Annotated in this window: 20 protein-coding genes and 1 other RNA gene; 1 reads left to right on the top strand and 20 read right to left on the bottom strand. The window is 63.4% G+C overall.

Features of this window, described 5'->3' with window-relative positions:
- Positions 1-175: 175 nt before the first annotated feature.
- From lpxC to CO670_RS19650, 5 genes are all read right to left on the bottom strand, one after another.
- Positions 176-1,132 (bottom strand): UDP-3-O-acyl-N-acetylglucosamine deacetylase, encoded by a 957-nt coding sequence (gene lpxC, locus CO670_RS19670; protein ID WP_097591794.1) that lies wholly within the window; start codon positions 1,130-1,132, stop codon positions 176-178.
- 261 nt (positions 1,133-1,393) lie between these two features.
- Positions 1,394-3,112 carry a cell division protein FtsZ gene (gene ftsZ, locus CO670_RS19665; RefSeq protein ID WP_097591793.1) on the bottom strand — a complete coding sequence of 573 codons (1,719 nt, stop codon included), beginning with the start codon at positions 3,110-3,112 and terminating at the stop codon, positions 1,394-1,396.
- Positions 3,113-3,168: 56 nt separating this feature from the next.
- Complete coding sequence (gene ftsA, locus CO670_RS19660; RefSeq protein WP_011426086.1) at positions 3,169-4,500, bottom strand: cell division protein FtsA; 1,332 nt, start codon at positions 4,498-4,500, stop codon at positions 3,169-3,171.
- A complete protein-coding gene (locus CO670_RS19655) occupies positions 4,497-5,429 on the bottom strand; it encodes a cell division protein FtsQ/DivIB (RefSeq protein WP_097591792.1) in 933 nt (310 codons plus the stop codon). Before CO670_RS19655 ends, ftsA begins: the two co-directional genes overlap by 4 nt.
- Positions 5,417-6,343: a D-alanine--D-alanine ligase gene (locus CO670_RS19650; protein ID WP_097591791.1), complete on the bottom strand. Its 927-nt coding sequence runs from the start codon at positions 6,341-6,343 to the stop codon at positions 5,417-5,419. Before CO670_RS19650 ends, CO670_RS19655 begins: the two co-directional genes overlap by 13 nt.
- A 446-nt stretch (positions 6,344-6,789) precedes the next feature.
- Here CO670_RS19650 and CO670_RS19645 point away from each other — a divergent pair, with 446 nt between their 5' ends.
- Positions 6,790-7,719, top strand: a complete 930-nt coding sequence (locus tag CO670_RS19645) for an SDR family oxidoreductase (protein WP_097591790.1) — start codon at positions 6,790-6,792, stop codon at positions 7,717-7,719.
- A gap of 3 nt (positions 7,720-7,722) precedes the next feature.
- Here the strand turns inward: CO670_RS19645 and murB are convergent, their stop codons facing one another.
- From murB to CO670_RS19570, 15 genes are all read right to left on the bottom strand, one after another.
- The gene (gene murB, locus CO670_RS19640; RefSeq protein ID WP_097591789.1) at positions 7,723-8,697 is read right to left on the bottom strand and encodes a UDP-N-acetylmuramate dehydrogenase; all 975 of its coding nucleotides are present in this window, start codon (positions 8,695-8,697) and stop codon (positions 7,723-7,725) included.
- Complete coding sequence (gene murC, locus CO670_RS19635; RefSeq protein ID WP_097591788.1) at positions 8,694-10,109, bottom strand: UDP-N-acetylmuramate--L-alanine ligase; 1,416 nt, start codon at positions 10,107-10,109, stop codon at positions 8,694-8,696. Before murC ends, murB begins: the two co-directional genes overlap by 4 nt.
- The gene (gene murG / locus CO670_RS19630) at positions 10,106-11,230 is read right to left on the bottom strand and encodes an undecaprenyldiphospho-muramoylpentapeptide beta-N-acetylglucosaminyltransferase (RefSeq protein WP_097591787.1); all 1,125 of its coding nucleotides are present in this window, start codon (positions 11,228-11,230) and stop codon (positions 10,106-10,108) included. The genes murC and murG overlap by 4 nt, the downstream gene beginning before the upstream one ends.
- Before the next feature lie 6 nt (positions 11,231-11,236).
- Entirely contained in the window at positions 11,237-12,391 is a 1,155-nt protein-coding gene (ftsW, locus tag CO670_RS19625) for a putative lipid II flippase FtsW (protein WP_097591786.1), read from the bottom strand.
- A gap of 1 nt (position 12,392) precedes the next feature.
- Positions 12,393-13,805, bottom strand: a complete 1,413-nt coding sequence (gene murD / locus CO670_RS19620; protein WP_097591785.1) for a UDP-N-acetylmuramoyl-L-alanine--D-glutamate ligase — start codon at positions 13,803-13,805, stop codon at positions 12,393-12,395.
- Positions 13,806-13,812: 7 nt separating this feature from the next.
- Positions 13,813-14,913 (bottom strand): phospho-N-acetylmuramoyl-pentapeptide-transferase, encoded by a 1,101-nt coding sequence (gene mraY, locus CO670_RS19615; protein ID WP_088681335.1) that lies wholly within the window; start codon positions 14,911-14,913, stop codon positions 13,813-13,815.
- A 21-nt stretch (positions 14,914-14,934) separates the two neighbouring features.
- Positions 14,935-16,374, bottom strand: coding sequence for a UDP-N-acetylmuramoylalanyl-D-glutamyl-2,6-diaminopimelate--D-alanyl-D-alanine ligase (locus CO670_RS19610; protein WP_097591784.1), 1,440 nt, complete (start codon positions 16,372-16,374; stop codon positions 14,935-14,937).
- Complete coding sequence (locus tag CO670_RS19605; protein WP_097591783.1) at positions 16,371-17,891, bottom strand: UDP-N-acetylmuramoyl-L-alanyl-D-glutamate--2,6-diaminopimelate ligase; 1,521 nt, start codon at positions 17,889-17,891, stop codon at positions 16,371-16,373. Before CO670_RS19605 ends, CO670_RS19610 begins: the two co-directional genes overlap by 4 nt.
- 6 nt (positions 17,892-17,897) lie before the next feature.
- On the bottom strand, positions 17,898-19,655 hold the full coding sequence (locus CO670_RS19600) for a penicillin-binding protein 2 (protein WP_097591782.1): 1,758 nt from the start codon (positions 19,653-19,655) through the stop codon (positions 17,898-17,900).
- Positions 19,655-20,131: a hypothetical protein gene (locus tag CO670_RS19595; protein WP_097591781.1), complete on the bottom strand. Its 477-nt coding sequence runs from the start codon at positions 20,129-20,131 to the stop codon at positions 19,655-19,657. Before CO670_RS19595 ends, CO670_RS19600 begins: the two co-directional genes overlap by 1 nt.
- A gap of 1 nt (position 20,132) precedes the next feature.
- Positions 20,133-21,158: a 16S rRNA (cytosine(1402)-N(4))-methyltransferase RsmH gene (rsmH, locus tag CO670_RS19590; RefSeq protein ID WP_097591780.1), complete on the bottom strand. Its 1,026-nt coding sequence runs from the start codon at positions 21,156-21,158 to the stop codon at positions 20,133-20,135.
- Positions 21,159-21,175: 17 nt separating this feature from the next.
- A complete protein-coding gene (gene mraZ, locus CO670_RS19585) occupies positions 21,176-21,613 on the bottom strand; it encodes a division/cell wall cluster transcriptional repressor MraZ (protein WP_245425900.1) in 438 nt (145 codons plus the stop codon).
- Between the two features lie 403 nt (positions 21,614-22,016).
- An RNA gene (rnpB, locus tag CO670_RS19580) (RNase P RNA component class A) lies at positions 22,017-22,414 on the bottom strand.
- Positions 22,415-22,470: 56 nt separating this feature from the next.
- Positions 22,471-23,646, bottom strand: coding sequence for an FAD-dependent oxidoreductase (locus tag CO670_RS19575; RefSeq protein WP_097591832.1), 1,176 nt, complete (start codon positions 23,644-23,646; stop codon positions 22,471-22,473).
- A gap of 114 nt (positions 23,647-23,760) precedes the next feature.
- The gene (locus CO670_RS19570) at positions 23,761-24,948 is read right to left on the bottom strand and encodes an FAD-dependent oxidoreductase (protein ID WP_097591778.1); all 1,188 of its coding nucleotides are present in this window, start codon (positions 24,946-24,948) and stop codon (positions 23,761-23,763) included.
- Positions 24,949-25,002: the final 54 nt, after the last annotated feature.

The following is a 25,002-nucleotide window of genomic DNA, read 5'->3' as shown; positions in this document are numbered from 1 at the left end:
AAGGCATTAACGCATTTTTGTGGCAGCCACGGCCGGAATGACCGGCTTTTCACCTTCTTTCCGACCTGTTGCAGCTAAGCACCTGCCGTAGAATGCCTATCGCCGCAGACTTTGGCGCACATAAAAAAACCGCCCCTGGGAAAGAGGCGGCCTGGTCTTAAGAATATGCTGGAGGTCATGCCGACCAGGGAGCGAATTCCGAAGCACTGACCGCGATCATCTCGCGGGCGGCGACGCGCTGGCGCGGCGTCGACGTCTCCACAACCTCATAGGCGGTGGGATCGGCGAGCAGCGCCTTCAGCGCATTGGCGTTCATCTTGTGACCGCCGCGATAGGAACGGTAGCAACCGATGAACTGGGCGCCGGCAAGCGACAGGTCGCCGACGGCATCGAGCGTCTTGTGGCGGACGAACTCGTCCTTGGCGTAACGCAGCCCTTCGACGTTGATGACGGTGTTGTCGTCGGAGATGACGACGGAATTTTCAAGCGAGGAACCGAGCGCGTGGCCCGATGCCCAGAGACGCTCGACATCGCGCATGAAGCCGAAGGTGCGGGCGCGCGAAAGCTCGGCCTTGAAGACGGAAGCGCTCATGTCGCCGGCCCATTTCTGCCGGCCGATCAGCGGGCATTCGAAATCGATCTCGACTTCGAATCGCGTGCCGTCATAGGGGCGGAATTCGCTCCAGGAGCCGCCGTGCTCGATGCGCACCGGCTTGGTGATGCGGATATAGCGGCGCTTGACGCCGAGAGAGACGAGGCCGGCCTGCTCGATCGCTTCGACGAAGGGCAGCGAGCTGCCGTCCATGATCGGCATTTCGGCGCCCTGCACTTCGATCACCACATTGTCGAGGCCGAGCGCATAGATGGCGGCCATGACATGTTCGATCGTCGCGACCGAATGGGCGGGCGAGAAGCCGAGCACGGTGCAAAGATCGGTATTGCCGACCTGCGAGGAGACGGCCTTGAGTTCGGTGACATCGCCATTGTCATGCAGGCGCTGGAAAACGACGCCGGTGTCCGACTCGGCCGGGTTCAGGGTGATCGAAACATCAGCGCCCGAATGAACCCCGATGCCCGAGAGCGTCACGGGACGCGATACCGTCGTTTGAAAACCCAGCAAGCCAATTGCCATAAAATCTGCCTTTATTCTTCCGCTCCAGTGGTTTGTCTCACGGTGCGGTTATCATTCATTCTGCAGCAGGAGCCTCTTCGAGGAATCTCCTAGCGCAGTTTCCTTGCACCATACTTACGTGCGCTAGCGCTCCAATCCAAATCACTGTTTCTTTCGTTTTGTTACGAAGTCACACGATTGATATCGCTCAGCAATTCCGGGCTGAAAAACGCAAATGCCCGGGACCTGAATCCCGGGCATGAACGGTGTCGAAACGCAGCCTCAGTTCGACTGGCGGCGCAGGAATGCCGGGATTTCCAGCTGGTCGTCTTCCTGCATCATCCGGGCCTGCGGAACCGCGCGGCCCTGGTCGTCGAGATTGCCGCGACGCGGTGCGTAGAGGCTTGCCTCCGGCGACAGCGGGCGGCGCTGCTGCGAAGCGGCGGGCGGTACGGCCGTCATGTCGGCGGCAACGGCGTCGTCGTCACGGCGGCCAAGCGAATTGGTGATTCGCTTGAGCAGGCCCATCGGACCGCGCTCTTCCTGCTGATGCGCCGAAGCCGGCTGCGTGCGGTGGTCGAGTTCGGCCTGGACGACCGGCGGGAAGTCTTCGACCTTCGGCATGCGCATCGGCTCGGGCGTCTGGCGGATGATCGGCTCCTGCCGGACCGGCTGGTGCTGCTGGATCGGCTGCTGCTGAACCGGCTGGCTCATGACCGGAGCCGGCGCCGGCTGAACCGGTGCGGGACGGATAACGGGCGCTTCCTGTGCAGGCGCGAAGATCTTGCTCTGCGGACGGAAGGTTTCCTGCTGAACCGCCGGCTGCTGCACGGGGGCGCTGGCACGCGGGGCCGGGATTTCGAGCTCGCGTTCCATCTCGGCTTCGCGGATGGTCTGCGCGATCGGATCGATGGCCTTCGGTGCCTGCATTACTGGAGCAGGCTGAACTGCGGCCGCTGCCGGAGCAACAGCCGCGGAAGGACGGATAGCGGGCTTTGCAACCGGCTGGAAGCTGCGCTCGGCGGCTTCGCTGATCGCCCGGTCGATGCCGGTGGCGACGACCGAAACGCGGATGATGCCTTCGAGCGATTCGTCGAAGGTGGCACCGAGGATGATGTTGGCGTCGGGATCGACTTCTTCGCGGATGCGGGTCGCAGCTTCGTCGACTTCGAACAGGGTCAGGTCGCGGCCGCCGGTGATGGAGATCAGCAGGCCCTGGGCGCCCTTCATCGAGGTTTCGTCGAGCAGCGGGTTGGCGATTGCCGCTTCGGCTGCCTGCAGCGCGCGGCCGGAGCCGGAAGCTTCGCCGGTGCCCATCATCGCGCGGCCCATCTCACGCATCACCGAGCGGACGTCGGCGAAGTCGAGGTTGATGAGGCCTTCCTTCACCATCAGGTCGGTGATGCAGGCGACGCCCGAATAGAGAACCTGGTCGGCCATGGCGAAAGCGTCGGCGAAGGTCGTCTTGTCGTTGGCGATACGGAAGAGGTTCTGGTTCGGAATGACGATCAGCGTGTCGACAGACTTCTGCAGCTCCTGAATGCCCATCTCGGCCAGACGCATGCGGCGACCGCCTTCGAAATGGAACGGCTTGGTGACGACGCCGACCGTCAGGATGCCCTTGTTGCGGGCGGCCTGTGCGACGACCGGGGCAGCGCCCGTGCCGGTGCCGCCGCCCATGCCGGCGGTGACGAAGCACATATGCGTGCCGTTCAGGTGATCGACGATCTCATCGATGCACTCTTCGGCGGCCGCGCGACCGACTTCCGGCTGCGAGCCGGCGCCGAGGCCTTCTGTGACATTGACGCCGAGCTGGATGATGCGCTCGGCCTTCGTCATCGTCAGCGCCTGCGCATCCGTGTTGGCAACGACGAAGTCGACGCCCTGGAGGCCGGCGGTGATCATGTTGTTGACGGCATTGCCGCCGCCGCCGCCCACGCCGAACACGGTGATGCGCGGCTTCAGCTCTGTGATGTCAGGCTTTTGCAGCTTGATGGTCATGGTACCTGTTCCTTCTCTCTCTGGCCGCATCGCCACGCCGGCCAATTACTCGAATTTCAGAAGCTTTCCTTCAGCCACTGGCCCATCCGGGCTATGCGGCTGTTATTTCCCCCAAGCGACATGAGCAGACCGCTCTGTGACGCATGTGTCTCCATGTCCGCGACCTGCGGATAGATCATCAGGCCGACGGCCGTCGAAAAGGCCGGGCCCTTTGCCGCCGTCGGCAGGCCCGAGACGCCCATCGGGCGGCCGATGCGGACGTTGCGGGCAAGGATGCGCCGCGCCACTTCGGCAAGGCCGGTCAGCTGGCTGGCGCCGCCCGTCAACACGACGCGCTTGCCGACGATCGGGCTGAAGCCGGAGCGCTGGATACGGTCGCGGATCAGTTCCATCGTCTCTTCGATTCGGGCCGATACGATGCGCGAAACCAGCGCCCGCGGCACTTGCGACGGCTGGTCGCGATCATCCTCGCCGATCGGCGGGATCGAGATCAGCTCGCGCTCGTCGGAGGAATTCAGCAGCGCCGAGGCATGTACGACCTTCAGCCGCTCCGCATCCTCGATGCGGGTCGAAAGACCGCGCGCCAGATCGGTGGTGACGTGATGGCCGCCGAGGCCGACGGCATCGGTATGAACGAGCTTGCCTTCGGCAAAGACCGAGATCGTCGTCGTGCCGCCGCCCATGTCGATCGCGGCGCAGCCGAGCTCGACTTCGTCGTCGACAAGAGCGGCAAGGCCGGATGCATAAGGGGTCGCGACGATGCCTTCGACCGACAGATGCGCGCGGTTGACGCTGAGCTCGAGGTTCTTCAGCGCCGAGCGCTCCGCGGTGACGACATGCATGTCGACGCCGAGCGCATCGCCGTACATCGCCAGCGGATCGCGGATGCCGCGCTCGCCGTCGAGCGAGAAACCCGTCGCCAGCGAATGCAGCACCGAGCGGTCCTGGCGTAGCGACTGCTGGCAGGCCGCCGACAGCACCTTCTTCAGATCGTTGAGCTCGACTTCCTGGCCGCCGAGATCGATCGTCGCGGTATAGATGTCGCTGCCGAGGCGGCCGGCCGTCAAGTTGACGATCAGGCTCTCGACGGTCAGCCCCGCCATGCGCTCGGCCGCATCGACGGCAAGGCGGATGACGCCTTCCAGCGCGTCGAGATCGGCGATGACACCGGTCTTGATGCCGCGGGAGCGCTGATGGCCGATGCCGATGATCTCGATATTGTGGGTGCGGCCCGGCAGGATCTGGCTTTCCTCGCGCGGCGTCAGCCGGCCGATCATGCAGACGACCTTGGTCGAGCCGATGTCGAGCACCGAAACGATATGCGACCGCTTCGACGAAAGCGGCTTCAAGCGCGGCAGTCCGAAATGGGATGAACCGAACAAGCTCATATATTCTGCCCCGACTTCTTCAATTCTTTCGTACGCTCCGTCACCGCCGCCTGCCTGCGGACCGCCGCTTCCGGCGTCAGCTGGATTGCGGTCCTGTCAGGCAATCTCAGATCGACCGCAGCGATATCGCGCTCCAGGAGCTGGTGCTGCTTGTCGAACTTCGAAAGTGTGGCCAGCGCCTGGTCGATGCCGTCTTCCGGCAGCTTGACGATGACGCCGTTATCCATGTGCAGATCCCAGCGGCGGCCCGATATCCAGACATAGGCCTTCACACGGGCCTTCACGTCAGGCCATTTCGAGAAGGCCTCGTCGAGCGAAGCAGCCGCCGTTTCGGCATCGCGGCCGACGACGAGCGGCAGCGCGGAGAACTTGTTGTCGCGCAGCGGCGCAATGACGCTGCCGTTCTTCTCGATGAGCGAAAGCTCCTGCCCGTGCTGCCAGATCGCATAGGCCTGGCGCTCCTTGAGCTTCACCTCGATCGTCTTCGGATAGATCTTGCGGACCTCGACATTTTCGACCCAGGGAAGATGCGCGATCTTGCGGCGGGCCGCATCGACATCGAGCGCGACCAGCGAGGTCGTGCCGTCGAGGCCGATCAGCTGCAGGATCTCGATTTCGGAGGTTTCGGAATTGCCGGAGACCTTCACGTCTTCGATTGCAAAGCCCGCGGCCGTCGTCGTCGCCTGCGCGACGGCTTCCGTATGGCCACCGAGCGACATGCCGTAGAGGCCGGTCGCAGCCAGGAAGGCCAGCGCCGAAACCGTGCCCGTATGGGCCGGAATATCGATGCGGCCGCCGCCGAGGCTGATCAGGAAACGGGTGACGCGGCGCAGCGGGCGCGGCAGAACGAACCGTTCTTCGGCTTCCACGATGGGAAGCGCGACATGATGGCTAGGGCGCCCAATCCTCTTGACTGTCAACGCAAACAAGACGCGTCCTCCACCATCCACCGGAGAAACTGACCAAACGAATAGCCGGCATGACCGGCCATTTCGGGCACGAGCGAGGTTGGAGTCATGCCAGGCTGGGTATTGACCTCCAGCCAGATGATTTCGCCGTCTTCGGAGAAACGATCGTCGTAACGAAAGTCGGACCGACTGACGCCGCGGCAACCGATTGCCTGATGCGCCCTTAGGGCCAATGTTTGTATTTTTTGGTAAATATTCGGTGAAATTTTCGCCGGGATGACGTGTTTTGAACCGCCTGCCGCATACTTGGAATCGTAATCATAGAAATTGTGGCCCTGCGGCACCACTTCGGTGACGCCGAGCGCGACGTCGCCCATCACGCCGCAGGTCAGTTCACGGCCATAGACATAGCGCTCGACCAGCACCTCTTCGCCGTAACGCCACTCGGGCGAGCTGACGACCTGCGGCGGATGCGCCTGATCTTCCGTGACGATGACGACGCCGAAGCTCGACCCCTCTCGCACCGGCTTCACCACATAGGGCGGCCTCATCGGATGAACCGAGGGAAAGGCGAAACGATTGATCGTCTGCGATTCGGCCACCGGAACACCGGCAGCAGCGGCAACGCGCTTCGCCTTGTCCTTGTCCATCGCCAAGGCCGAGGCAAGCACGCCCGAATGCGTATAGGGAATCTCCAGATATTCCAGAATGCCCTGGATCGTGCCGTCCTCACCGAAGGGGCCATGGAGGGCATTGAAGGCGACATCCGGCTTCAGCGCGGCAAGCTTTTCGGAAACGTCGCGGGCGACATCGATGCACGTCACCTTGAAGCCTTCCGCTTCGAGGGCCTCTGCGCAAGCCTTTCCCGAGGAAAGGCTGACGGGCCTTTCCGAGGAAAATCCGCCCATCAGGACAGCGACATGCTTGCGACTCATCAACACCCCCAAAAATAACTTCCACTTTTGAAATCGACGCTTGCGCGAAGCTGTCTGCGCCGTTTCAGGCCTTTGTCCGGCTTGCCTGCATTAGAGCATCATTATGGTTAATGAAGTGTTTACTTTCGTTAACTCTTTGCCCGGAAGTTCGCTGCCCTTTACCTTTTGCTCATCTCGCAGCCATTCCCAGACCGTCCGGAAGCAAGGCCGAGCACGATCGAAAAAGCCTATCCGTTCAACGAGATATCGTATGGCGCTCACCCATGATGGAATCAGCCAAGGGTTTGAGACGTCATTCCTCAACCCGATACCGGCAACACTGAGGCGGCGGCCGGCGCCTTGATTGATTAATGCAAAGCGCCGCGACGCTCGGCCATTCCCGCTTTTCTGTTGATGCGGGTCCGACTTCCGGTTAGCGAAGGCCAGGAAACAGCAGGGAGAAGATCATGCGATGCCTCGTCACCGGCGCCGCCGGCTTCGTCGGCAGCCCGCTTGTCAAACGGCTGCACGAGGAGAAGGTTTGCGATCTCGTGGTCACCACCCGATCCGCAACGCCTGCCTTTCCTGATGATGTCAGGCATTTTCCGATCGATATAACCGACAGGACCGACTGGGCGGGAGCGCTCGAAGGCGTCGATGTCATCGTCCACCTTGCTGCCCGCGTGCACATCATGAACGACCGCGCGGCCGATCCGCTGGCGGAATTCCGCCGGACGAACACCGCCGCCACGCTCAATCTCGCCGAACAGGCCGCGCGCACCGGCCTAAAGAGATTCGTCTTCGTCAGCACCATCAAGGTCAATGGCGAAGAGAACGACAGGCCGTTCCGGCACGACGACACGCCGAAGCCGATCGATCCCTACGGTATTTCGAAGCTGGAAAGCGAAACCGGCCTGCGCGAAATCGCCGCCCGCACCGGCATGGACGTCGTCATCATCCGCCCGCCCCTGGTCTATGGTCCCGGCGCAAGGGGCAACTTCGCTCTTCTCACCGGGCTCGTCCGCAAGCGGATACCGCTCCCTTTCGCTTCGCTGAAGAACCGCCGCACCCTGGTCGCGGTGCAAAATCTCGTCGATCTGATCATCACCTGCATGGCGCATCCCGCCGCCGGCGGCGAGATTTTTCTTGCCGGAGATGGTGAGGACCTCTCGACCCCGGCGCTCATCAGCGGAATCGCCGTGGGGCTCGGCGTCAAGCCGATGCTGGTCCCCTTCCCGTCCGCAGTGCTGCACATGGCGGCAAAGGCAGTCGGGAAGGAAGCCGTCTATCAGCGCCTTTGCGGTTCGCTGCAGGTCGACATATCCCAGGCGCGCGACGTTCTCGGCTGGTCGCCCGTCGTCACGCCGCGCGAAGGCCTGAAACTGGCGGTGAAGTAACCGCTACTCGGTGGTCACGCCCTGGAACGGACGCACTTCGCGGCCGGGCATGAAGACGCCGATGCGCTTGATTTCCCATTCGAGCTTGATGCCCTCTTTCTCGAAGACCTCGCGGCGCACCTGCTCGCCGAGATATTCGAGATCGTAGCCGGTCGCCTGCCCCATGTTGATCATGAAGTTGCAGTGAAGCGACGACATCTGCGCGCCGCCGATGACGAGGCCGCGGCAGCCCGCCTCGTCGATCAGCTTCCAGGCCGAATGGCCGGGCGGGTTCTTGAAAGTCGAGCCGCCGGTCTTCTCGCGCACCGGCTGCACCGTCTCGCGGTGATTGCGCACCGCGTCCATCTCGGCGCGGATCTGGGCGCGGTCCTCGGGATAGCCTTCGAACAGCACGGAGGTGAAGATCAGGTCGGCAGGGGCCGCGGAATGCCGGTAGGAATAGCCCATCTCGGCATTGGAGAGCACATGCTTGTTGCCCTTGCGGTCGACCGCGTTGACCTCGACCAGCCGTTCGCGCGTCTCGACGCCGTTGGCGCCGGCATTCATGCGCGCCGCGCCGCCGATGCCGCCCGGGATGCCGTAATAGAAATGGAAGCCGCCGATGCCATTGTCCATCGCCATCGCCGCGAGATGCTTGTCCGGGCAGATGGCGCCGGCGAGGATGCGGTTTTCACCGGCCAGCTCGACGAAGCCGAAGCCCTTGGCCGACAGGCGCAGCACAACGCCTGGGATGCCGCCGTCGCGCACCAGGATGTTGGAGCCGACGCCGACCACCGTCAGCGGCACTTCTTCCGGCAGGATCTTCAGGAAGGCGATGAGGTCGTCGACGTCATGCGGCTGGAACATCAGCTCGGCGAGCCCGCCCGCCCGGAACCAGGTGACGCGGTCCATGGGGGCATCCGGCGTGATGCGGCCGCGGATATCCTTTACACCGTCTCCGAGAGACGCGAGAAGCTTTTCCCCATTCACCTGTTTCATGCGGACTTTCCCGATAGGCCTTCCAGTTGTTTGGGCAGCGCCGCTGCCCAGGATGTGATGCTTCCAGCCCCCAACAGAACCACGAAATCACCAGGCTTTGCAACCTCTGCAACCATCTGCGGCAGAAGCTCCGCCGAAGCGAGGAAGCGGGCGTCGCGATGGCCGCCGGATTTGATGCGCGAGACGAGCGATACCGAATCCATGCCTTCGATCGGATCCTCGCCTGCCGCATAGACGGGCGCCAGGAAAATGCTGTCGGCATCGTTGAAGCAGGCGGCGAATTCTTCGAACAGGCTCGAAAGGCGGCTGTAGCGGTGCGGCTGATGAACGGCGATGATCCGCCCCTTGCAGGCTTCGCGGGCAGCGCGCAGCACGGCCTTGATCTCGACGGGGTGGTGGCCGTAATCGTCGAAGATCTGCACGCCGTTCCATTCGCCGGTCAGCGTAAAGCGGCGCTTGACGCCGCCGAAGGAGGCGAGCCCCTTGGCGATATCTTCCTTGGAAATGCCGAGCCGGTTGGCAACCGCGATCGCCGCGGTGGCGTTGGAAATATTGTGACGGCCGGGCATCGGCATGACCAGTTCCTTGAGCTGGATGACCTGGCCGGTGCGGCGTCGGCGGATCTCAACGTCGAAGATCGAGCGCGTGCCGTCGATGCGCACATTCTTGAAGCGCACGTCGGCCTGCGGGTTTTCGCCATAGGTGATGATCTTGCGGTCCTCGATGCGGCCGACCAGCGCCTGCACTTCGGGGTGGTCCAGGCACATGACGCCGAAGCCGTAGAACGGCACGTTCTCGACGAACTGCCGGAAGGCGGCGCGCACGGCGTCGAAATTGCCGTAATGGTCGAGATGCTCGGGATCGATATTGGTGATGACGGCAACATCGGCCGGAAGCTTCAGGAAGGTGCCGTCGGATTCATCGGCTTCGACCACCATCCACTCGCCCTCGCCCATGCGGGCATTGGTGCCGTAGGCGTTGATGATGCCGCCGTTGATGACGGTCGGGTCGAGCCCGCCGGCTTCGAGCAGGGTCGCGACCAGCGATGTGGTCGTCGTCTTGCCATGGGTGCCGCCGATGGCGATCGCATTGCGGAAGCGCATCAGTTCGGCCAGCATCTCGGCGCGGCGCACCACCGGCAGCAGCTTTTCGCGCGCCGCGATGAGTTCCGGATTGCTCTTCTTAATCGCCGTCGAAACCACGACGACTTCGGCATCGCCGAGGTTTTCGGCCCGGTGGCCGACGGAGACTTCGATGCCCTTGTCACGCAGGCGCTGGACATTGGCGCTGTCGGCCTGGTCGGACCCCTGCACCTTGTGGCCGAGATTGTGCAGCACCTCGGCGATACCGCTCATGCCGATACCGCCAATGCCGATGAAATGGACGAGACCGATCGCCTTCGGCAGTTTCATGCGCGTGTCCTCTTGAATTCCGCTATTGTCCGTCCGGCGGCAATAGCCTCAACCATGTCGGCAAGCAAGTTCGCGGCATCGGGTTTTCCCGCGAGCTTGGCCGCGGCCGCCATGCCGGCAAGCTTTTCCGGGTCGTTCATCACGTGGCTCAGGATGGAGGCGATGCGTTCCGGCGAAAGCTCCGCCTGTGGGATCACCTTGGCTCCGCCGGTCGCGGCGAGCGCGGCGGCATTGGCCGCCTGGTCGTGGTCGAGCGCATGCGGATAAGGCACCAGCACGGCCGGACGGCCGATGACCGAGATTTCCGAAACCGTCGAAGCGCCGGAGCGGCAGATCACAAGATGCGCTTTCGCCAGCCGCTCCGCCATGTCGGTGAAGAAGGGCGCGATATCGGCGCCCATATCCAGCTTGGCGACGCAGCCGCTGACCATCTCCATATCCTCCGGGCGCACCTGCTGGGTGATGCGCAGGCGAAGGCGAAGCGCTTCGTCGAGCAGGCTGATCGCCGTCGGCAGCGCCTTGGAGAAATATTGCGCGCCCTGGCTGCCGCCGAAGACCACGAGATTGAAGGCTTCGCCGGGATGCGACGGCGTATAAGGCACCTCGGCCGCGGCGATGATCGCCGGGCGAACCGGATTGCCCGTCGTCACCGTCTTGTCGGGAAAGGCAGCGCCGCCCTCCGGCAGGAAACCGCCGGCGATCCCCTGCACGCGGGTCGCCAGCGCCTTGTTGGCGCGGCCCATCACGGCATTCTGCTCATGGATCATCGCCGGCACGCCGAGCCTTGTGGCGGCAAGCAGCGGCGGCACGGTGGGATAACCGCCGAAACCGACGACGATGACGGGCTTCAGCCGCTGGATCAGCTTCTTTGCCGCCCGCATGCCGCTCCAGAGCGTCCATAGCGAACGGGCGACGGCCACCGGGTTCTTCGAACCGATCGTTGCCGACGGCACGACATGGATTTCCTCGGCCGGGAACTTGCCGGCATAACGCTCCGCCCGGCTGTCGGTGACGAGATGCACCGAATAGCCGCGTTCCTTCAGCTTGAAGGCCAGCGCCTCCGCCGGGAACACATGGCCGCCGGTCCCCCCGGCGGCAAGCAGAACGATGCCTTTGCTCATAAGCTCCTACTCCGCCGGCATACCGTGCGGGACGCGGAAAAGGCTCCGGTCCTGCGCGCGTTTTTCCGGGCGATGGCGCGTCAGCGCCAGAATGAAACCGGCGGTGACGCAGATCGCCACCATAGACGAGCCGCCGTAGGAAATCAGCGGCAGCGTCATGCCCTTTGCCGGCAGCAGCTCGAGATTGACGCCGATATTGATGATCGACTGGATACCCATCTGCAGCACCAGGCCGGCGACGGCGAAACGGTTGAAGTCGTTGCGCTCGCGATAGGCATGCGACAGGCCGCGCAGCACCAGCACGGTGAACAGCGCGACGAGCGCCATGCAGAAGACGATGCCGAATTCTTCGGCCGCGACCGAGAAGATGAAGTCGGTATGGGCATCCGGAATGATGCGCTTGACGATGCCTTCACCCGGTCCCTGGCCGAACCAGCTGCCGCGGATGATCGCTTCGCGCGCTGTGTCGATCTGGAACGTGTCGCCCTCGCCGGTCATGAACTTGTCTATTCGGCCGGCAACGTGCGGAAAGACGTAATAGGCGCTGAGCAGGCCGCCGGCGCCGCCGATGCCGAGCAGCACGATCCAGATCCACGGCATGCCGGCCATGAAGAACATCCCGCCCCAGACCGCCGTGGTCAGGATGGTCTGGCCGAGGTCCGGCTGCGCGACGAGAAGTGCGGCGACGATGCCGAACAGGATGATGGCGAAGAGATTGCCGGGAATTTCAGGCTGGCGCGCATGTTCGGCAAACAGCCAGGCGCAGACGACGACGAAGGCGGGCTTCATGAATTCCGACGGCTGGACGGAAAGGCCGGCGATCCAGATCCAGCGCCTGCCGCCCTTGACCTCCTGCCCGACGAAAAGAACCAGCACCATCATCGCGAGCGAGATGATCAAAAGCAGGATCGCGGTCCGCCGCACCTGGCGCGGCGTCAGGAACGACAGCCCGAGCATCACGGCGATCGACGGGATCATGAAGGCCGCATGGCGCTTGACGAAGTGGAAAGGTTCGAGCCCGATGCGCTCGGCAACCGCGGGAGAGGCGGCGAAGGAAAGCATGAAGCCGATGCCCATCAGGAAGATGAACATCGCCAGGAAGAAGCGGTCGATGGTCCAGAACCAATCGGCCAGAGGCCCACGTTCCGCGCGGCTTACCATGTCATTTCTCTCCTGTTGCAGGACCGATCAGCATCGTCATTCCGTCAAGTGCCGCCACGTGGCTGACGAAGGCATCGCCCCTGACTTCGAAGTTCTTATACTGGTCGAAGCTTGCGCAAGCCGGGGATAACATCACGACCGAAGAGCCGCTCTCGTCGCGTTCTGCATCGGCCGCCGCATGCGCCACCGCCCGCTCCAGCGTGCCTGATATCTCGTAGGGCACGGCTTCGCCGAGGGTGGCTGCGAATTCCGCCGCCGCCTCGCCGATCAGATAGGTCTTGGCGATGCGCGGAAAATAGGGAGCGAGCGTCGTGATGCCGCCTGATTTCGGCAGGCCGCCGGCGATCCAGTAGATGCGATCATAGCTCGAAAGCGCGGGAGCCGCGGCATCGGCATTGGTCGCCTTGGAATCGTTGACGAAGACGACGCGGCCACGCTGGCCCACCGGCTGCATGCGGTGCTTGAGGCCGGGGAAGGAGATAAGGCCGGCGCGGATATCGTCGGCGGAGACGCCGGCCGCAAGGCAGGCGGCGACGGCGGCGGCGGCGTTCTGCGCATTATGGCTGCCGCGCAGCGTCTGGATGCCGTCGAGATCGACGAAGGGCAGCATGGCGCCGCCGGCGGCCTGAACGAGCTTGGTGCCCTCGGCATAGATGCCATCGGCCACCACGTTGCGGCGGGAGATGCGGACCACCTTGACGCCCGCCCGCTCGACGCGGTCGGCGATCAGCACCGAATGGCTGTCGTCGATGCCGACGATCGCCACATCGCTGCCGGCGACCAGCCGCTCCTTGACGTCGGCATAGTGCTGCATCGTGCCGTGGCGGTCGAGGTGATCGGGCGTCAGGTTGAGAAGGATGCCGGCGGACGGGTTCAGCGTCGGCGCCAGATCGATCTGGTAGGAGGAGCATTCGACGACGAAATAACGGCCCGCCTTCGGCGGATCGAGCGTCAGCACGGCCGTGCCGATATTGCCGCCGAGCTGCGTGTCGTAGCCTGCCGATGTCAGGATATGGGCAATCAGCGCCGTGGTGGTCGATTTGCCGTTGGTGCCGGTGATAGCGATGAAGGGGCAGTCCGGCGCATGGGCGCGGCGCTCGCGCACGAAGAGTTCGACGTCGCCGACGATGTCGACGCCCGCCGCACGCGCCAGATCGACGGTCCAGTGCGGTTTCGGATGGGTGAGCGGCACACCGGGCGACAGCACGAACAGCGCCTGCTGGCTCCAGTCGATCGTGTGCAGGTCCTCCGTCCGGATGCCTTCGGCCGAAGCCTTGGCGACGCTGTCGGGATTGTCGTCCCAGGCGGTCACATCGGCGCCGCCCGCAATCAGCGCGCGGGCAGTGGCAAAACCGGAGCCGCCGAGCCCGAAGAGCGCGACCTTCCTGTCTTTGAGCGTCGTGACCGGGATCATCGCCGCCTCACCGCAGCTTCAGCGTCGAAAGGCCGAGCATGGCAAGACCGACCGCGATGATCCAGAAACGGATGACCACCTGGCTCTCGGTCCAGCCCTTCTTTTCGAAGTGATGGTGGATCGGCGCCATCAGGAAGACGCGCCGGCCGGTCATCTTGAAGAAGCCGACCTGGATGATGACCGAGAGCGTCTCCATGACGAAGAGGCCGCCGATAATCGCCATGACGATCTCGTGCTTGGTGGCGACGGCGACGGTGCCGATCGTGCCGCCGAGCGCCAGCGACCCGGTATCGCCCATGAAGATGGCCGCCGGCGGCGCATTGAACCAGAGGAAGCCGAGGCCGGCGCCGATGACGGCGCCGAGCACGACGGCAAGCTCACCGGTGCCGGGCACGAAATTGATCTGCAGGTAGTTCGCAAAGACGACGTTGCCGGCGAGATAGGCGATGACGCCGAAGGAGGCGGCGGCGATCATCACAGGCACGATGGCAAGCCCGTCGAGCCCGTCCGTCAGATTGACGGCATTGCCGGCGCCGACAATGACGAAGCCGCCGAAGACGACGAACATGATGCCGAGATTGATCAGGAAGTCCTTGAAGAAGGGAAAGGCGATCGAGGAACCGAAGGTCGAGCCGGCCGTCCCTGAAGCAAGGGCGGTGCGCATCATGAAATAGACGGCGATGCCGGCTATGATGAACTCGATGCCGAGGCGCGCCTTGCCGGAGAAGCCCTTATGGCTCTGCTTGGTCACTTTGAGATAGTCATCATAGAAGCCGATGGCGCCGAAACCCAGCGTCACCAGCAGCGTAGCGACGACGTAGACGTTGGAAAGGTCGGCCCAGAGCAGCGAGGCCCCGACGATGCCGGCAAGGATCATCAGCCCGCCCATCGTCGGCGTACCGGCCTTCTTGAAATGCGTCTGCGGCCCGTCGGCGCGGATCGGCTGGCCTTTGCCCTGCCGGATGCGCAGCGAATTGATGATCGTCGGCCCGAACAGGAAGACGATCAGTGCAGAGGTGAAAAGAGCGGCGCCCGTGCGGAAGGTAATATATCTGAACAGGTTCAGAAACTTGAAATATTCCGACAGTTCGACAAGCCAGATCAGCATTCAGGGCCCCTTGTTACCCGATCAAAGTTCGCGTTGCGTGTCGGAAAATGCCGGGAACTTGTCAAGAAGCGCGGCGACGATCTTGCCGAAACCGATGCCCAGAGACGATTTCACCATCAACACGTCGCCCGGGACGACCGAGTTCAACACGTAGTCCGTCAATTCGTCCGTCTTTTCCCGGTATTCGACGTGGACGCTTTCCGGCAGTGATTCCTTCAGCGCGGCCATTTCGGCGCCCGCGAGCCAGACATGTTCGATGCCGGCCGCAAGCAGCGGCCCGGTGAGGTCGGTGTGGACCTTCTCGGCATATTCGCCCATCTCGAGCATGTCGCCGAGCACGGCGATGCGGCGTCCGCGGCCGGTCGGCTCGGCCGCCGCCAGCAGCGCGATCGCCGCGCGCATCGAGGCCGGATTGGCATTGTAGCTCTCGTCGATCAGCGTGAAGCTGCCGTTGCCGCCGCCGATCGAAAGCCGGTGGCGCTTGCCCCTGCCCTTTTCCGGCTTCAGCGTCGCAAGTGCGGCGATCGCCTTTTCGATATCGGCGCCGACGATCCTGACGACGCCGAGTGCGGCCAGCGCATTCTCGGCGATGTGGCGGCCCGGCGCGCCGAGCGCCACCTCCAGCGTCTCGCCGCCGATCGTCAGCCACAGCGTCGAATTCTCGTCCGAGCCGTTGAATTCCGCGAGCCGGTATTCGGCTTTCGCATGCTGCCCGAAGGAATGGATCTGCTCGATGCCGAGCGACTGCGCCGTCCGGTCGAGGAAATTGAACTGGTCGTTGTCGCGGTTGAGCACGACATGGCCACCGGGCTCCAGCCCCTCGAAGATCTCGGCCTTGGCGGCGGCTATCTCCTTGATGCTCTTGAAATTGCCGAGATGCGCCGGCGCGATTGTCGTAATGACGGCGACATGGGGGCGGATCATCGCCACCAGCGGCCGGATCTCGCCCGGATGGTTCATCCCGACTTCGAAGACCCCGTAATCGGTATCGTCAGGCATGCGCGCCAGCGTCAGCGGCACGCCCCAGTGATTGTTGAAGGAGGCGACGGAGGCATGCACCTTGCCGGAGGGCGACAGCACGTGCCGCAGCATTTCCTTGGTGGTGGTCTTGCCGACCGAACCGGTGACGGCGATGATCTTTGCCCGCGACCGCTCGCGCGAAGCCTGCCCGAGACGCACGAGTGCTGCGAGCACGTCGTCGACGACGATCATCGGCACCGTCAGGCGGCCCATGGCCGGAAGCCTCGCTTCGCTGACGACGAGAAGGGCAGCACCGTTCGCCATCGCCATCGACGCATAGTCGTGACCGTCGACGCGGTCGCCCTTGATTGCGAAGAAGGCTTCGCCCGGGCTGATCGAGCGGCTGTCGATGGAAATGCCGGTGATGCCTTCGGGCAGAGTGCCGAAGGGGCGCCCCGCCATCGCAGCGATCATGTCTTCGGTCGTCCAGAGCCAGCTCAAGATTTCAGTTCCTCCAAGGCCTTACGAACCTCCGCATGATCGGAGAACGGCAGTGTGACGCTCCCGATCGTCTGCCCCTCCTCATGCCCCTTGCCGGCGACGATCAGCGTGTCGCCCGATTTCAGCATGCCGACGGCTTCGCGGATCGCCGTGGCGCGGTCGCCGATCTCGGAGGCGCAGCCTGCTGCCGCCATGATCTCCGCCCGGATCGAGGCCGGCTCTTCCGAGCGCGGATTGTCGTCGGTGACGATGACGACATCGGCAAGACGGCAGGCGATTTCGCCCATGATTGGCCGCTTGCCGCGGTCGCGGTCGCCGCCGCAGCCGAAGACGACGACGACGCGGCCGGTCGTGAAGGGCCGGACCGAGCTCAGCACATTTTCCAGCGCATCCGGCTTATGGGCATAATCGACATAGGCAAGCGCGCCGTCCTTGGTATGACCGACGAGTTCGAGACGGCCGGAGGCGCCGACGAGCTTTTCGAGTGCGGCCATCGCCGCCTTTGCCGAAACGCCGGTCGACATGGCAAGCCCTGCCGCGACCAGCGCATTGGCGACCTGGAAATCGCCAGCCAGCGGAATGTCGACCTCGAAGATCTCGTCGCCGATATGGATCTCCGCCGTCTGCTTGTGGCGGAAATGCTCGACGCGTTTCAGCGTGAGGTAATCGCCCTTGCGCCCGACCGTGCGGACATCGTGACCGGCATCGGCCGCAGCCTTGACAGCCTGCGCCGACCAGGGATCGTCGGCAAAGATCACCGCCGGCGCACCCTTCGGCAGCAGCGTATCGAAGAGCCGCATCTTGGCGGCCATATAGTCCTCGATCGTGGGATGATAATCCATGTGGTCGCGGCCGAGATTGGTGAAGGCGGCGGCGGCAAGCCTGACGCCATCGAGCCGGCACTGGTCGAGGCCGTGGCTGGAAGCCTCCATCGACGCATGGGTGACGCCTTCGTCGGAAAGCTCGGCGAGCAGCTTGTGCAGCGAAACCGGATCGGGCGTCGTCAGCGCGCCATATTCGTTGCGCGTCGGGGAGACCACGCCCGTCGTGCCGATCATCGCGGCCGCGTGGCCCGCATGCGCCCAGATCTGCCTGGTGAAAGAGGCGACGGAGGTCTTGCCCGCCGTGCCGGTGACGGCGACCATGGTGCCCGGCTGCCTGCCGTAGAAATGCGAGGCGGCGACGGAAAGGAAGCGGCGCGGCTCCTTGACGGCAAGCACCGGGATGGACGCCTCGACGGTTTGGGAAGCGATCGCGACGGCAGCGCCCCGGCTTGCCGCATCGGCGATGAAGCCCGCCCCGTCCGCCTTGGTGCCGGCGACCGCGACGAAGGCCGTGCCGGGCGTCACCTTGCGGCTGTCCGAAGACAGGCCTGAAATATCAAGCAAGCCTGCCGGGCCTTCGAGCTGTGCTTCAAGTTCCGGAAACTGATCTCCGGCCAGGTCTCGCAATTTCATCGAATGCACTTTTCTCTCTTGAAGCCGGTTCACCCCTCGCGAATCGGCGCCGATATTCATTCACGCTCAATAAGACACCAACAAGGCCGATCCGCCCTCCCCAAATTTCGGCTCGATGCCGAGAATGGGGGCGGCGCGGCGGATGATTTCGCGGGCGATCGGGCCGGCCGTACCGGCGGAGATCGTTCCGCCATACTGCTTTTCGCCGGTTTTCGGCTCGTCGCAGAAGGTGATGACGGCATATCGGGGATTGTCGATCGGGAAGGCGGCGATGAAGGAATTGAAGTTCAGCGTCGAGGAATAACGCCCGTTCACCACCTTGTCGGCGGTGCCGGTCTTGCTGCCGACGCCGAAGCCCGGCACGCGGGCCACGCGCCCGGAGCCCTTGTAACCGTTGAAATCGAGGAGATAGCGGACCGCGTCGCTGGTGGACTTCTTGAGAACCTGCGTGGCGATCTGATCGGCCTGTTCGCGTGTGCGCGGCAGGAATGTCGGCTCGATCAGCTTGCCGCCGTTGACGAGAGCGGCGGCCGCCACGCCGGTCTGCAGCGCCGTCGTCGAAACGCCGTGGCCGAAGGAAATCGTGATCGAATTGATCTTCTTCCAGACGCGCGGCTGGCTCGGCATCTTCACTTCGGGCAGCTCAGTCTGCATTTTCGTGAGAAGGCCGAGCTTGGTCAGATAGTCCTTCTGCGAATCGATGCCGACGAGGTCGATGACGCGCGCCGTGCCGATGTTGGAGGAATACTGGAAGATTTCCGGAACGGTCAGCCAGCGGCGCTGCCCGTGAAAGTCATGGATGGTGAAGCCGCCGATATAGATCGGTTTGCTGGCGTCGAAGGTGTCGGACATCTTCACCTTGCCGCTGTCAAGCGCCATCGCCAGCGAGAAGGTCTTGAACGTCGATCCCATTTCGAAGGTGCCGTTGGTCATCCGGTTGAGCCAGCCTTCCTTGGCGCCCTCCTGCGGATTGTTCGGATCGAAGTCCGGCGCCGATGCCATGCCGAGCACTTCGCCGGTATGCACGTCGATGACGGCAGCGCCCGCGCCCTTGGACTGGAAATTGTTGACGGCGTTGACGACCGCATCGCGGACGATGTTCTGCACGCGCAGATCGATCGACAGCCGCACCGGCTCCAGCGGCTGGTCGCTGGTCATGCCGACCGAGGCGAGATCGGCGAGCCCCTGGTCGTCGATATATTTCTCCATGCCGGCCACACCGCGGTTGTCGATGTTGACGTAGCCGAGAATATGCGCGGCGGTCGCCCCGCCCGGATAGAAGCGGCGCTTCTCCGGCCGGAAGCCGATGCCGGGAATGCCGAGCGCCAGGATCTGGCTCTGTTGCTTCGGCGTCAGCTGCCGGCGCAGCCAGGCGAAATGCGAGGTCTTGACCGAGAGCTTCTTATAGGTGTCCCTGGCGTCGAGCTCGGGCAGCACGGTCGAAAGCTTCTCTACCGCCTCGTCGACGTCGACGATCTTGTTCGGCTCGGCAAACAGCGAGACGGTGCGGATATCGGTCGCCAGCACCTCGCCGTTGCGGTCGAGGATATCGGGGCGCGACGCCATCAGCCGGTCGGGCGGCAGGATGCTGGAGACGACCTCCTGATCCTTCATCGCATATTCGACCAGACGGCCGCCGATGACGGCGTAGACGCCCATGAAACCCATGATCAGCAGACCGACGCGGCTTTTCGCCTGCCCGGACTTTTTCTTGCGCGATCCCTCGATCGCCAGACCGGCGGAAGGGCCGCCAAAGCGGTTATAGACGCCGGCGGAGAAATGCGCCTGGCTCTTCAGGACCATGATGCGGGAAAGAAACGACATTATTCTACCGACCCCGTTTCGATCTCGTCTGCTTCATCTTCCACGACGCCATGCTGCGCTACGCCGCCGCGTGGAGCGGGCGTCGGAACGGGCTGCGCCTTGGCGGCGGCGCCGGCACCTTTGGCGCTCGCCACAGCCGCGCCTTTGGCGCTGGCCTTAGCCTCCGTCACATCGGGCACCGGAACCTCCGATTTCAGCATCGGCAGCTCCTTGGCATGCACGAGCGCCGTCGATTCCGTCGGCTGCAGCTGCAGCTCGGCATTATAGGCATTGACCAGCCGCTCTAGCCGGTTCGGCTGCGATTGCAGCGCCCAGTCGGCCTTGAGAAGGTCGATCGTATCCTTCTCGAGCTTGATCTCGGCTTCGAGGCGACGAACCTCCTCGAGCTTCAATTCGGCGCGATGCTTGATCGTGTAGGTGACGGCGGCAGTTGCCGTCATGACGCCGATGAGTACGAGATCGAACGTCCTCAGCATATCAACCTCCAAGCTTTCCGAGAGTGGCAAGATTGGGAAACCCGAAGAGCGACATATCCGCCGCCTCGGCGGCGGCATCCGTCCTGAGGCCGGCGCGCAGCTTGGCGGAGCGGGCGCGCGGATTAGCCTCGGCCTCCGCCTCGCTTGCCGAAACCATCGGCTTGCCGATTGCGGTGAACGTCGCTGCCCGCTCATGCGCGGCCGGCAGGTGGCGCGAACCCGACGCCTTGCCGGCGCGGTCGGAGAAGAATTTCTTGACGACGCGGTCTTCAAGCGAATGAAAGGTGACGACCACGAGCCGCCCGCCGGGCTTCAGCACTCGCTCCGCCGCAAACAACGCCTGCGCCAGCTCCCCGAGCTCGTCATTGACGAAGATGCGCAGGGCCTGGAAAACGCGCGTCGCCGGATGGATCTTGTCCTTCATCTTGCGCGGCGTGACCAGCTCGATGAGGCCGGCGAGATCACGTGTCGTTTCGAAGGGTTTCTCCTCGCGCCGCTTCTCGATCGCATGGGCGATGCGCGGCGCCTGGTTTTCCTCGCCGAGAAAATGGAAGATGCGGATGAGATCGGCGACCTTGGCGCGATTGACGACATCGGCGGCCGAAACGCCCGCCGCCGACATGCGCATGTCGAGCGGTCCGTTCTTCTGGAAGGAGAAGCCGCGCTCGGCCTCGTCGATCTGCATGGAGGAGACGCCGATATCGAGCACGACGCCGTCGAGCCCGCCCTGCGGCGCATGATCGGCAAGATGCGAGAATTGCGAATGGATGAGCCGAAGACGGCCGCCATAGGCGGCGACCATAGCCTGCCCTGCCGCAATCGCCGTCGGGTCGCGATCGAGCGCAATCACCTCGGCGCCGGTCGCAAGGATGGCCGAGCTATAGCCGCCCGCACCGAATGTACCGTCGAGAATGAGCTTGCCGGGTGCGGGCGCCAGCGCCGCAAGGACTTCATCGAGAAGAACAGGAATGTGACGAACCGGTCCGCCACCGGCATCAGTTGAACCTCCGCCAGGATTCGCCACCATTCCGTTCCCTCGTCCTTTCAGGAACGCTTGCCCGCCAGCTTGCGCTCCCCTCGTGCCTGCGCCTGCGCGGCCTGAAATGCCTGCGGCTGCCAGAGCTGAAAATGATCCGCCCGACCAACGAAGGTCACCTCGTCCGAGATGCCGGTGAAGTCGCGGATGAAATCCGTCACCATCAACCGCCCCTCGGCGTCGAGCTTCATGAAGACACCGCCTCCGTGGATCAGAAGCGACATCGCATTCGCATCCGGCGAAAACGGATCTTCCGCAGCAATCTGCCGTTCGAACCTTTCGAGAAGATCCGGACCGCCGACGCTGATCGCCGGAAACACAAAATCCTGAAAGCAGTAAAGCTCCTGGACGTTGCGCTGCGCCAGCACGAAACGGAATGCCGAAGGCACGGAAACCCTGCCCTTGGCATCGATCCTGTTGGTCGCGTTCGATAGGAAGCGGCTCATGACACGAAACATCCGTTCCCGCAGGGATCCGGACATCATCGAAACGCCCGAAACTCCCGATATCAGGCACAGCTTCGCAAGCCGGATGAGCTAAATCCCACCCGACGCTTCCGGAAAGGAAGGCGCCTTTGCTTTGCGATAAATGGGCAAATGATTGCCCTGGTGCAGTGCGCATTTGGGATAGCATGGGACCATATGGGCGTCAATGGGATACACCCATTTCGCAACGGGCGCATGATCAAACATTTATAAGCTGTTAAGTTTAACAAAGGGTTAGCGTTGCCATTTTACAGATGACACGCATTGGTGGCGTCGCACAAAAATCCATCCGTCGGCTGTATGAATACGAGCTTGAAAACGCCCTGTTTCAGGGGCTTAGAGCCTTGCCGCGGCTCGGATGTTAATCGCCAGTTGGCCTGTAAGCCGGGTTCTGTATGGCTCCGGCGCGAGCCGGAACGTGGCAGCCATTCCTCTGGGACAGCGCTCGCACGCTGCCTCACGCAACCCACCCGGATGACTGGCCTGGAAACCGGCCGGAGGGCCTTTCGGCCCGCCGCGTCATCCCTATTCGGTCTTGCTCCCGGTGGGGTTTACCGTGCCATTTCCGTTGCCGGAGATGCGGTGGGCTCTTACCCCACCCTTTCACCCTTACCTGTCATGACAGGCGGTTTGCTTTCTGTGGCACTTTCCCTGAGGTCGCCCTCGCCGGACGTTATCCGGCACCGTGTTTCCGTGGAGCCCGGACTTTCCTCACCCTACCGCCTTTCGGCATTGGTAAAGCGCGGCTGCCCGGCCAACTGGCAGGGCTCCCATAAACGAGGAAGCCCGCAATTACCACCGAAATATGGGTGGCAGCCTTAACGGAAATAAGGTGTGAAATCCGTGGAATAGCCCTGTTGGCTGATTCTGCCTGACAAAAGCAGCTCGGCCCCGAGCCTGCCGATTTCGTCCGAACTCTTGGCAGAGGTTCCGGCGCAGCCCGTCAGCACCGCGATTCCGGGCGATGCGCCATAGCCGATCATCGGATAGCCGCTTTCGGTGAGCGAGACGACGCAGGCGGCCGTCGAGATCGAAAGCGGCGTCATATCGGGAACGATGCCGGCGACGATGCGCTGCAGATAGGCGCGCACCGTCTCGCGCCCCTCGGTCCTGAACCAGGCGCGCATCTCGACGTCGTCGCTCAAGACCAGATCATCCGGATCGCCGCCGATCTTCAGGTAATATTTGCCGTCGGGATAACGGATCGGTGGCAGCAGATAGATGTGGATGCCGGGCACGTCGAGGATGAGCGACGGCATCGCGGCCAGGCGGAGCGCGTCGGCCTCGCTCACCTCGAAAAGTGTGACCGTCCGGCCATAAACCGTCATGGCAACGGGCTGCGGCAACAGATTCCGGGCAATGGAAAATCCGCCCGCCGCCAGCAGCACTTTCTCGGCGCGATAGGTCACTCCGCCGGCAGTCTCGACGGTCGCGCGCCCGCCCTCCTCGCGGATCGAGACGGCATGATCCCGGATGACCGTGGCGCCCGCCTTTTCCGCCAGCATTGATTGTGCCTTCACCAGTTTGCGCGGGCTGATATATCCAGCTCCCCTCGCCTCGAAGACGCCGGCAGCCGCGTCGGGAAAGGCGAAGAAGGGAAAAACCGCCTTCAATCCGCTTCCGTCCAGATGGCTGGTCTCGACGCCGAGCGAGACCGCCGCCTGCCGGGTCCGCTCCAGATAATCGCTTCCATCAGGGGCAACGACGACGCAGCCGACCTCACAGTAGAAGTCGATGCCGCTCTCGCGTGCGATCTCGCCGTAACGAGCGATCGAACGATTGGCGAGCAGCGCCCAGTTGCGATCGGGATCGATGGTGCGGGTAATGCGGCCCTCGTCGTAATGGCTGGCGAAGACACCGTCATGCGTCTTGCGATCATCGGGCTCGTCCGGGCCGATCACCGCGACGCCTTCCACTTGGCACGCCAGATGCCGCGCGGCGGCGGCTCCCATCAGCCCGCGGCCGACGACGATATATTTGAAATCGACTGCCATGATATTCCTCTGGAGGATGTCGCGCAAAAGTGTGCAGCGGTTTTGCGGCAACGACGTGCGTGAAAAAACAAAAGCTAAAGCGCAACGAACGAATCTGAAAGATCGCGATGCGCTTTAGGCAAAGACTGGAGCCAACTCGCGGCCGAAATCCTCGTCCCCGAGCCGCCCTTCCCTGAGAAGCACGGCGCCCAGACGCCCGAGTTCGTCGGAGGATTTGGCGGCGACGAAATTGCCGCCGGTCAGCACCGAGATGCGCGGCGACTGGGTGAAACCGGCATAGGGATAGCCGGTCGGCGTGAAATTCGCGACGCACGGCCCTGATGTGACCGGGCAGCCGGCAAGCTCCGGCATCAGTTGCAGGGCGATCGCCGAGAGATGATCGCGCTCGGCCGCACTGCCGTCGGAACGGAACCACGCGCCGGCATCCTCCAGCCGGCCGAAGGTAAGCGCTTCGGTATCGCCGCCGAGCTTCAGATAGGTCTTGCCATCGGGATAACGCACCGGCGGCAGGATATAGATGTGGTCCTCCTCCCGGTCGCCGAGCACGATGGTCGACGGCATGTCGCCGAATACAGCCATCTCGCGCTCGCCGATTTCATAGAAGACGACCGTGCGCGCCTTCACGGTGAGATCGAGGGGACGCGGCAGCAGGGCGTTGAAATTGCTGAAACCGCCGGCCGCGACCAGCACGCGTTCGGCCCTGTAGCCTCTCGCACCGGCCGTCACTTCGACATAGGAACCGGCGTCGCGCACCGATGTCACGGTCTCTTTGATCAGGGAAACGCCGCCCCGTTCGGCAAGCCTCACCTGCGCGCGCACCAGCGCCCGCGGGTTGATATGCCCGGCGCGCTTGCGCTCGAAATATCCGCTGAAATCGGAACCGACATTAAGATACGAAAAACGCCGGCCAAGCTCCGCCGGCGCGACGATCTCGATATCGCTGCCGAGCGTCCGGCTGACGGCCTGCGCCCGGAGAAGAAAGTCCTGCTCGTGCTTGGGCGGCGGACCCGCAAAGAGGCAGCCGGCTTCCGAAAAGAAGGAAATGCCGCTCTTCGCCTCGATGTCGCGGTAGCGGTCGAGCGCCCGGGCGGCGAAGGTTCCCCAGGCGAGATTGCCGTCGAAGGTGCGGGTGATGCGCGCTTCGTCATAATGGCTGGCAAAGACGCCGTGATGGGTCTTGCGCTCCTCGGGCTCCGGCGGGCCGATCAGCGCGATGCCATCGGCCATCGTAGAAAGATGCCGGGCGGCCGCGGCACCCATCATGCCGCGTCCGATGATCATGAACCTGAAGTCGACTGCCATATCCCACCTCGCTAAATTCCAGCGATACCATGGCAATCATCTTGAATCATCCAG

The organism is Rhizobium sp. J15 (assembly GCF_002531825.1).
Taxonomy (GTDB): Bacteria; Pseudomonadota; Alphaproteobacteria; order Rhizobiales; family Rhizobiaceae; genus Rhizobium.
Note: the sequence above shows the minus strand (reverse complement) of the source record. Positions and strands in the feature narration are given on the sequence as shown.

Excerpts from the sequence above, each read along its gene's own strand:
- lpxC (WP_097591794.1), bottom strand. The coding sequence starts at position 1,132 with ATGGCAATTGGCTTGCTGGGTTTTCAAACGACGGTATCGCGTCCCGTG.
- ftsZ (WP_097591793.1), bottom strand. The coding sequence starts at position 3,112 with ATGACCATCAAGCTGCAAAAGCCTGACATCACAGAGCTGAAGCCGCGC.
- ftsA (WP_011426086.1), bottom strand. The coding sequence starts at position 4,500 with ATGAGCTTGTTCGGTTCATCCCATTTCGGACTGCCGCGCTTGAAGCCG.
- CO670_RS19650 (WP_097591791.1), bottom strand. The coding sequence starts at position 6,343 with ATGAGTCGCAAGCATGTCGCTGTCCTGATGGGCGGATTTTCCTCGGAA.
- CO670_RS19645 (WP_097591790.1), top strand. The coding sequence starts at position 6,790 with ATGCGATGCCTCGTCACCGGCGCCGCCGGCTTCGTCGGCAGCCCGCTT.
- murB (WP_097591789.1), bottom strand. The coding sequence starts at position 8,697 with ATGAAACAGGTGAATGGGGAAAAGCTTCTCGCGTCTCTCGGAGACGGT.
- murC (WP_097591788.1), bottom strand. The coding sequence starts at position 10,109 with ATGAAACTGCCGAAGGCGATCGGTCTCGTCCATTTCATCGGCATTGGC.
- murG (WP_097591787.1), bottom strand. The coding sequence starts at position 11,230 with ATGAGCAAAGGCATCGTTCTGCTTGCCGCCGGGGGGACCGGCGGCCAT.
- ftsW (WP_097591786.1), bottom strand. The coding sequence starts at position 12,391 with ATGGTAAGCCGCGCGGAACGTGGGCCTCTGGCCGATTGGTTCTGGACC.
- murD (WP_097591785.1), bottom strand. The coding sequence starts at position 13,805 with ATGATCCCGGTCACGACGCTCAAAGACAGGAAGGTCGCGCTCTTCGGG.
- mraY (WP_088681335.1), bottom strand. The coding sequence starts at position 14,913 with ATGCTGATCTGGCTTGTCGAACTGTCGGAATATTTCAAGTTTCTGAAC.
- CO670_RS19605 (WP_097591783.1), bottom strand. The coding sequence starts at position 17,891 with ATGAATATCGGCGCCGATTCGCGAGGGGTGAACCGGCTTCAAGAGAGA.
- CO670_RS19600 (WP_097591782.1), bottom strand. The coding sequence starts at position 19,655 with ATGTCGTTTCTTTCCCGCATCATGGTCCTGAAGAGCCAGGCGCATTTC.
- CO670_RS19595 (WP_097591781.1), bottom strand. The coding sequence starts at position 20,131 with ATGCTGAGGACGTTCGATCTCGTACTCATCGGCGTCATGACGGCAACT.
- rsmH (WP_097591780.1), bottom strand. The coding sequence starts at position 21,158 with ATGGTGGCGAATCCTGGCGGAGGTTCAACTGATGCCGGTGGCGGACCG.
- mraZ (WP_245425900.1), bottom strand. The coding sequence starts at position 21,613 with ATGAGCCGCTTCCTATCGAACGCGACCAACAGGATCGATGCCAAGGGC.
- CO670_RS19575 (WP_097591832.1), bottom strand. The coding sequence starts at position 23,646 with ATGGCAGTCGATTTCAAATATATCGTCGTCGGCCGCGGGCTGATGGGA.
- CO670_RS19570 (WP_097591778.1), bottom strand. The coding sequence starts at position 24,948 with ATGGCAGTCGACTTCAGGTTCATGATCATCGGACGCGGCATGATGGGT.